We start from the raw sequence: 8,470 nt of genomic DNA, 5'->3' as shown, positions 1-8,470 counted from the left end.
TGCATCGAGATGGAGCCATCCGAGCAGGTGGTGTGGTTGTGAAAGTCACCAGCAACATAGTTGCCAGATGCCTTGGCAGCCGTGGCCAATGTGGGCGCACTGGCCAGGGTGGCTGCGCCAATGAACGAGATCACCGCGAGGGTGACCTGGCTCTTGCTGAATTTGAATTCCATGCTGACAGCTCCTAGTTCGATCTGAATTTGGCAAAACGCCGATAGACCGAAGAAGGTTAGGCACCAATCGTTACCTGACCGTGACTAAGGTTGCCGCCGGATGGTCCGATTTGCACCTTCCAGAAAAGCTGGCAGCCCATGGCCAATCAAACGGCTCAGTGCGCAAGAAGCTGCATTCATACATTTGTCGCCATCGCTTCATAGACTGAGCTCATATCCCCATCCACTGGAGTTCTGAATGAAGCTGTTACCTGCCATCTCTTTCCTGGTTGCCGTCGCTGCTGCACCCGCCATGGCTTCGGCCTCCACCGTGCTCTTGGATTTCGAACAAAACTGGCAATACGGCGATGCCATCGACAACGTTTACGCCGCCAACGGCGTGTCCTTCACCAATGTGCTGGGCGTGTCGAATGACAACGACTTCACTTATTACAGTGGCGCGCCTTCCATGGTCGGCGTTGCAATGGCACAACTTGATGGCGTGCTGAACACCACGGCCTTCCTGAACGTCGCCGCTGGTGTCGACAGCACCCTTTCTTTTTACTACGCCAGCCCATCCGAGGTTTTGGGCGCGGTGAAGGCTTACTCTGGCCTGAATGGCACCGGTGACCTGCTGGGCTCCTTCGATCTGGTGAGCAACGGCACGGGCTACGACGTCTGGACGTCCACAACTTTCAACTTCACAGGTGTCGCACGTTCGTTCGACCTGACGGGCAGCGCCAATGTCGTCGGGCTGGACAACATCAGCATCACTGCGGTGCCTGAGCCCGAAAGCTATGCTCTGGCTCTGCTGGGCCTCGGTTTGGTGGCAGCGTTGAGCCGCCGCACCAAGCCTCAGTAAGCCAGGTCAATAAGCCAGTTCAGTCGGTGGTCTGCCAGTCCAACTGGCAGGCCCCGGCGCGCCACTGCTTGAGCCACATCATCCCGACAATGGTCTTAGCATCGGTCAGCAAGCCTTGCTGCATCCACAGGTCCAACTCGTCGGCCGTGGCCGTGAACACATCCAGGAACTCGCCATCGTCCAGGTGGCGCTCACCCAGCGTCAAGTCATCGGCGAACCAGATCTCGATGATCTCGGTGGCATAGCCGATCACGGGGTGCATGATCCCGGCCTTGGCCCAGCGCTTGGCGCGGTAGCCGGTTTCTTCCCACAACTCGCGTTGCGCGCAAGCCAGTCCACCCTCGCCCGCGTCCAGCTTGCCAGCGGGGAACTCAATCATGGTCTGGCGCACGGGATAGCGGTACTGCCGCTCCATCACCAGGCCACCATCCGGCAGGATGCCAATGATCATCACCGCGCCAGGATGGACCACGTACTCGCGTGCAGCTTCACGGCCGTTGGGCAAACGCACGCGGTCTCGGCGCAGGTCGATGAAATGGCCTTGGTAGACCTTCGTCGATTCGATGGTCTCTTCGCGCAGGTGGTCGTCGTTGAAGGCTGGCGTGGGCTGGCTCATCATCAGGCAATCAGTTCAATGCACCGCGTTGCGGCGCAGATAGCGCCACACAAACCCCGGGAAGGCCAGGGTCAGGAACGTCAGCGTGCCCACAGCATAAAACTCCCAGCGCTGGGGGCTGGCTTGGCCCAACTGCCCCTCCAGGGCGCGCCCCAGGCCAAAGACCAGGCTGGCGTACACCAGCAACTCCAGCAGCCGCACGAAGAGCGACTTGGGCACCCTCGTGGGGCCCAGCAAGAAAAGGCGGTTATTCAGGAAAGGCGCGTTGGCCGCCAGGATGGCCACCGCCACCACGGCGAAGACCGCCCAAACCGGGATCAAACCGCCCATGCGCGATCAGCCTGCCAACGACTGAGTGATGGCGCGCGCGCACAAGGCCATCAGGCCGCCGGGCAAAATGCCCAGACCCAACACCGCGATGGCGTTGACCGACAGCAAGGCACGGGCTTCACCACTGGCCGTGACCGGTGTGTTGTCTGTGGGCTCATCAAAGTACATGACCTTGACGATGCGCAGGTAGTAGAAGGCGCCCACCAGCGACAACAGCACGGCGGCAATGGCCAACTGCAAGTGCAAGGCCGAACTGGTGGTGACCAGCGATTGCAGCACCGCCAACTTGGCGTAGAAACCCACGGTGGGCGGCAAGCCCGCCAGCGAGAACATGAAAATCGCCATCACGGCGGCCATCTGTGGGCTGCGCTTGTTCAGGCCCGCCAGGTCGGACACCTGCTCGGATTCAAAACCCGGGCGCGACAGGAACATGATGATGCCGAAGGTGCCCAAGGTGGTCAGCACATACGTCAGCACGTAGAACAAGGACGAGCCATAGCCATTGCTGGATGACAAGGTGTTGCCCGACACCACGCTGGGCACAAAGCCCAGCAGCATGAAGCCCAGTTGCGCAATGCCCGAATAGGCCAGCATGCGCTTGAGGTTGGTCTGCGCGATGGCCGCGAGGTTGCCCAGCGCCATCGAGGCCACGGCCAGGATCATCAGCATTTGCTGCCAGTCGGTGGCGGTGTTGATCAGTCCTTCCACTAGCAGGCGGATGGTGATCGCGAACGCGGCCAGTTTGGGCGCACCCGCCACCATCAAGGTGGCCGCCGTGGGCGCACCTTGGTAGACGTCAGGAATCCACATGTGGAAAGGCACGACGCCCAGCTTGAATGCCAAGCCAGAGACAATGAACACCAGGCCGAACACCAGCACTTGCTTGTTGATCTGGCCGGACAGCGTGGCCTTGTAGACCTCACCCAAGTCGAGCGATCCCGTGGCGCCGTACATCATCGACAGGCCATACAGCAGGAAGCCGCTGGCCAACGCACCCAGCACGAAATACTTCATGGCCGCTTCAGTCGATTGCGAATGGTCACGGCGCAAGGCCACCAGTGCGTACGACGACAGCGACATCAACTCCAGACCCAGGTAGATGGTCAGGAAGTTGTTGCCGATGATCATGATCGAGATGCCCAGCAAGGAGAACATGCTCAGGGTGAACAACTCGCCCTTGAGGATGTCGCGCGCGCCGGCATAGGTCTGCGAATAGACCAGGCTGGCCATCACGGCCAAGGTCGCGCACAGGCTCAGCAGGTGCCCCATCGGGTCGGTCACCACCATGCGCTGCATGGCGTAGCTGGAGCTGCTGACGTCCAACGCGCCCAGGTGCAGGCCAGCCACGGCAGCCAGCGACACCATGGTCAGGATGTAGGTCGGCAAGCGACGCGGGTGGGTCACGAAAAGATCCACCAGCGCGACCACGCAGGCCATGGCCAGCAACAAGATCTCGGGGGCGACCGCGAGCCAGTTCAGTTGTGTCATGTTGTTCTCGGGTCTTAGTTCAACTTGCTTTGTGCGACGTGCTTGAGCAGCTCGGTCACGGACACGTGCATCGCGTCGGTGAAAGGCTTGGGCTGGATGCCCATCCAAAGCACAGCAACGGCCAGGATGGCCATGATCAAAAATTCTCGTGCATTGAGGTCGGTCAGGCCACGCACATCGTCATTGGCGATGTCGCCCAGGTACACGCGCTTGTACATCCACAGCGTGTAAGCCGCGCCAAAGATCAGCGCAGTGGCGGCCAGCAGGCCGATGAGGAAGTCGAACTGCACGGCGCCCAGGATCACCATCCATTCGCCGACGAAACCCGCGGTGCCCGGCAGGCCGCAATTGGCCATCGAGAACAGCAAGGCAAAAGCCGCGAACTTGGGCATGGTGTTGACCACGCCGCCGTAGCTGGAAATCTCACGCGAGTGAACGCGGTCGTACAGCACGCCGATGCAAAGAAACATGGCGCTCGACACGAAGCCGTGGGCAATCATCTGCACCAGGCCGCCGGACATGCCCAGCTCGTTAAAGATGAAGAAACCCAGGGTGACGAAACCCATGTGCGCGATGGACGAATAAGCCACCAGCTTCTTCATGTCCTGCTGCACCAGGGCCACCAGGCCGATGTAGATCACGCCGATCAGCGACAGGGTGATCACCACGGGCGCGAACTCACGGCTGGCATCGGGCACGATGGGCAACATGAAACGCAGGAAGCCGTAGCAGCCCAGCTTCAGCATGATGGCGGCCAGCACGACCGAGCCACCGGTGGGTGCTTCAACGTGGGCATCGGGCAACCAGGTGTGCACTGGCCACATCGGCACCTTCACGGCAAAGGCCGCGAAGAAGGCACCGAACAGCAGGGCCTGGGCCAGGGCCGGCAAAGGCAGCTTGTGCCAAGTCTGGATGTCGAAACTGCCACCCGACTTGTAGTACAGGAAGATCAACGCGATCAGCATCAGCAGCGAGCCGAGCAGCGTGTACAAAAAGAACTTGAACGCCGCATACACGCGGCGTGGTCCGCCCCACACACCGATGATGATGTACATCGGGATCAGCGTGGCTTCAAAGAAGACGTAGAACAGCAGCCCATCGATCGCCGAGAACACGCCGATCATCAGGCCCGACAGGATCAGGAAGGCGCCGTAATACTGGTGCGGGCGGTCTTCAATGACTTGCCAGCCGGCCAGCACCACGATGATGGTGATGAAGGCCGTCAGCGGCACGAACCACATCGAGATGCCATCGACGCCCAGGTGGTAGAACACATTGAAGCGCTCGATCCATGACGATTTTTCGACGAACTGCATGGCTGCCGTGCTGGTGTCGAAATCCACCATCACCGGGATGGTGACCAGGAAGCCGACGATGGCGCCGATCAGCGCGATCCAGCGGGAGGCGTTGGCGTTTTCCTGACGGCCGATGGCCAGCAGCAAAGCCCCAAATGCCACCGGGATCCAGATGGCCAGAGAAAGGGTATTGGACATTGTTTGCATGAACTGGTCCCGCGCTCAATGGTGCATGAACACGAACCATGTCATGAGGGCGAACACCCCCAGGATCATGACCAGCGCGTAGTGGTAGAGGTATCCGGTCTGGAACAGGCGGACGAGAGAACTGATCAGCCCGACGAGCTTGGCAGAGCCATTCACGATCACGCCATCGATGATGGCCTCGTCGCCAACCTTCCAAAGGCCGCGGCCCAGCAGGCGGGCGCCAGCGGCCAGTACCTTTTCGTTGAACCAGTCGAGGTAGTACTTGTTCTCGCCGATCACGATCAGGGGGCGCAGCACGCGGGCAAAGAAGGCCGGGATCTGCGGGGCCACCATGTAGAACACGTAAGCCGTGACCACACCGCCCAACGCCAGCCAGAATGGCAGCGTGCTCAGGCCGTGCAAGGCCATGGCGGTGGCATCGTGGAACTCATGCGCCAACTCTTCCATCGCGGGATGGCGTTCCAGATCGACAAAGATCGCGCTCTTGAGGAAGTCGCCAAACAGCATGGGCTGGATGGTGAGCCAACCGATCACGACCGAGGGAATGGCCAACAGCACCAGCGGCACCGTCACCACCCAGGGCGACTCGTGCGGCGTGTGGGCGTGGTGATGGTCACCGTGGTGATCGTCTTCCGGCGGGAAAGGCTTGTGGTGGAAGTGCTCCTTGCCATGGAAGACCAGGAAGTACATCCGGAAGCTGTAGAACGCCGTCACGAACACCCCGGCAATCACGGCGAAGTAGGCAAAGCCTGCGGCCGGCAAATGGCTGGCGTGCACCGCTTCAATGATGCTGTCTTTGGAATAGAAGCCCGAGAAGAACGGCGTGCCGATCAGGGCCAGCGAGCCCAGCAAGGACGTGATCCAGGTGATGGGCATGTACTTGCGCAGGCCGCCCATGTTGCGGATGTCTTGGTCGTGGTGCATGCCCATGATGACCGAGCCGGCCCCCAGGAACAGCAACGCCTTGAAGAACGCGTGCGTCATCAGGTGGAACAGAGCCACGTTGTAGGCCGAGACGCCCAGGGCCACGGTCATGTAACCCAACTGCGACAGCGTGGAATACGCCACCACGCGCTTGATGTCGTTCTGAATGATGCCCAGAAAGCCCATGAACAGCGCCGTGATCGAACCGATCACCACGATGAAGTTCAGCGCGGCGTCGGACAGCTCGAACAGCGGCGACATGCGCGAGACCATGAAGATGCCGGCCGTCACCATGGTGGCAGCGTGGATCAGCGCAGAAATAGGGGTCGGGCCTTCCATCGAATCGGGCAGCCACACGTGCAGCGGGAACTGCGCCGACTTGCCCATCGCGCCGATGAACAGGCAGATGCAGATGACCGTGATCAGCGACCAGTCGGTCTTGGGCAGCGTCAAGGCGGCCAACTCGTGCGACTTGGCGAAGATCTCGGTGTAGCTCAAGGTGCCCGCGAAAGACACGATCAGGCCGATGCCCAGGATGAAGCCGAAGTCACCCACGCGGTTGACCAAAAAGGCCTTCATGTTGGCAAAGGTGGCCGTGGGCTTCTTGAACCAGAAGCCGATCAGCAGGTAAGACACCAGGCCCACCGCTTCCCAGCCGAAGAACAGCTGCAGCAGGTTATTGCTCATCACGAGCATCAACATCGAGAAGGTGAACAGCGAGATGTAGCTGAAGAAGCGTTGGTAGCCGTCGTCTTCTTGCATGTAGCCGATGGTGTAGATGTGCACCATCAGCGAGACGAAGGTCACCACGCACATCATCATGGCGGTGAGGCCATCGACCAAGAAGCCGACCTCCATCTTCAGCGACCCCAGCGTCATCCATTCGTAGACCGTCTGGTTGAAATAAGCACCGTCCTGGACCACCGCTTGCAGCGTCATGGCCGAGAAGATGAAGGCGATCAGGACACCGAGGATGGTCAACACGTGCGATCCGCGGCGGCCAATGGCTTTGCCGAACAGACCGGCGGCGATCGAACCCACCAGCGGTGCAAGGGGCACGACCAGCAGGTTGTTGAGAGTGAGCTCTGACATTGTTATGGTTCTCCTAGCGTCAGCCGATTAACCCTTGAGGGTGTCGAGCTCGTCCACGTTGATCGATTGCCGATTGCGGAACAGCACCACGAGGATGGCCAAGCCAATCGCCGATTCGGCGGCCGCCACCGTCAGGATGAAGAACACGAATACCTGTCCGTCCATGTCGCCCAAATAATGGGAGAAGGCGACGAAGTTCATGTTCACGGCCAACAGCATCAGCTCGATGGCCATCAGCAGCACGATCAGGTTCTTGCGGTTCAGGAAAATACCGATCACGGACATGGCGAACAAAATCGCGCCCAGTGACAAGTAGTGTCCAAGGGTCACAGCGGTCATGCCTGACCTCCAGCGGGGTTGGCGGGGGTTGTTGAATCCACGGGGGCGGCAGGCTTCTCGACGACAGCATCCACCTTGACGACACGCAGGCGGTCGGCCTTGGTGGCCTTGACCTGCTCGGCGGGGTTCTGATAGTGCGCGTCCTTGCGGCGACGCAAGGTCAGGGCGATGGCCGCGATGATGGCCACCAGCAGAATGACGGCGGCGATCTGCACGGGGAACAGGTAGTGCGTGTAGAGCTCGATGCCCAACGCCTTGGTGTTGGGGTACTTGGCCACGTCAGGCGGGAAGGCCTTGGGCTGGCCGAGGTCGAAGCCACGGGTCAGCACGAAAGCCATTTCCAGGGCGATGACCACACCGATCAGACCCGCCATCGGGAAGTGCTTCCAGAAGCCCTGGCGGATCGAGTCGATGTTGATGTCCAGCATCATCACCACGAAGAGGAACAGCACCATGACCGCCCCCACGTAGACGAGCACCAGCGCGATGGCCAGGAACTCGGCTTGCAGGAGCATCCAGATGCACGACGCGCTGAAGAAGGCCAGCACCAAGTGCAGGGCCGCACTGACCGGGCTTTTCGCAGTGATCACGCGAAAAGCCGCGAACAGGAGCACGAAGGAAAAAACGTAGAAGAGCGCAGTTAAGGTGTCCATGTGTTTGTCGGATCAGCGGTACTTCGCGTCCGCCTCCTTGCTGGCCGCGATTTCTTTTTCGTAGCGGTCGCCCACAGCCAGGAGCATGTCCTTGGTGAAGTACAAATCGCCACGCTTTTCGCCGTGGTATTCAAAAATGTGCGTCTCGACGATCGAATCGACCGGGCAGCTTTCTTCGCAGAAGCCGCAGAAGATGCACTTGGTCAGGTCGATGTCGTAACGCGTGGTGCGGCGCGAACCGTCGTCACGAACTTCGGACTCGATGGTGATGGCCATGGCCGGACAAACCGCTTCGCACAGCTTGCAGGCGATGCAGCGCTCTTCGCCGTTGTCATAACGGCGCAAGGCGTGCAGGCCACGAAAACGCGGCGACATGGGCGTCTTCTCTTCCGGAAACTGCACGGTGATGTGCGGCTTGAGGAGGTGGCGGCCCGTCAAGGCCAGGCCCTTGAACATCTCCGTGAGGAAGAAGCTCGAGACGAAACTTTTCAGTGAGGTTGCGGTGCTCATGA

The 8,470-nt window shown here is 60.2% G+C and carries 9 protein-coding genes; 1 reads left to right on the top strand and 8 read right to left on the bottom strand.

Annotated elements, in window-relative coordinates; genetic code table 11:
- The first annotated feature begins 411 nt into the window (after positions 1 to 411).
- A complete protein-coding gene (locus H7225_RS18175) occupies positions 412 to 1,014 on the top strand; it encodes a PEP-CTERM sorting domain-containing protein (RefSeq protein WP_290664420.1) in 603 nt (200 codons plus the stop codon).
- Between the two features lie 19 nt (positions 1,015 to 1,033).
- On the opposite strand, the gene H7225_RS18170 is transcribed toward H7225_RS18175, so the two are convergent.
- From H7225_RS18170 to nuoI, 8 genes are read right to left on the bottom strand one after another with little or no spacing between them, the layout of a single operon-like run.
- The gene (locus tag H7225_RS18170) at positions 1,034 to 1,633 is read right to left on the bottom strand and encodes an NUDIX hydrolase (protein ID WP_290664418.1); all 600 of its coding nucleotides are present in this window, start codon (positions 1,631 to 1,633) and stop codon (positions 1,034 to 1,036) included.
- A 12-nt stretch (positions 1,634 to 1,645) separates the two neighbouring features.
- Positions 1,646 to 1,960, bottom strand: coding sequence for a DUF2818 family protein (locus H7225_RS18165; protein WP_290664416.1), 315 nt, complete (start codon positions 1,958 to 1,960; stop codon positions 1,646 to 1,648).
- Positions 1,961 to 1,966: 6 nt separating this feature from the next.
- Entirely contained in the window at positions 1,967 to 3,448 is a 1,482-nt protein-coding gene (gene nuoN, locus H7225_RS18160; RefSeq protein ID WP_290664414.1) for an NADH-quinone oxidoreductase subunit NuoN, read from the bottom strand.
- A 14-nt stretch (positions 3,449 to 3,462) separates the two neighbouring features.
- Positions 3,463 to 4,941, bottom strand: coding sequence for an NADH-quinone oxidoreductase subunit M (locus tag H7225_RS18155; RefSeq protein ID WP_290664430.1), 1,479 nt, complete (start codon positions 4,939 to 4,941; stop codon positions 3,463 to 3,465).
- A gap of 24 nt (positions 4,942 to 4,965) precedes the next feature.
- Positions 4,966 to 6,966, bottom strand: coding sequence for an NADH-quinone oxidoreductase subunit L (nuoL, locus tag H7225_RS18150; protein ID WP_290664412.1), 2,001 nt, complete (start codon positions 6,964 to 6,966; stop codon positions 4,966 to 4,968).
- Positions 6,967 to 6,993: 27 nt separating this feature from the next.
- The gene (nuoK, locus tag H7225_RS18145; RefSeq protein WP_230179292.1) at positions 6,994 to 7,305 is read right to left on the bottom strand and encodes an NADH-quinone oxidoreductase subunit NuoK; all 312 of its coding nucleotides are present in this window, start codon (positions 7,303 to 7,305) and stop codon (positions 6,994 to 6,996) included.
- Complete coding sequence (locus H7225_RS18140) at positions 7,302 to 7,958, bottom strand: NADH-quinone oxidoreductase subunit J (RefSeq protein ID WP_290664410.1); 657 nt, start codon at positions 7,956 to 7,958, stop codon at positions 7,302 to 7,304. The genes nuoK and H7225_RS18140 overlap by 4 nt, the downstream gene beginning before the upstream one ends.
- 12 nt (positions 7,959 to 7,970) lie before the next feature.
- Positions 7,971 to 8,468, bottom strand: coding sequence for an NADH-quinone oxidoreductase subunit NuoI (gene nuoI, locus H7225_RS18135; protein ID WP_290664408.1), 498 nt, complete (start codon positions 8,466 to 8,468; stop codon positions 7,971 to 7,973).
- Positions 8,469 to 8,470 lie beyond the last annotated feature (2 nt).

The organism is Aquabacterium sp., assembly GCF_014378415.1.
GTDB lineage: Bacteria > Pseudomonadota > Gammaproteobacteria > Burkholderiales > Burkholderiaceae_C > Aquabacterium.
Note: the sequence above shows the minus strand (reverse complement) of the source record. Positions and strands in the feature narration are given on the sequence as shown.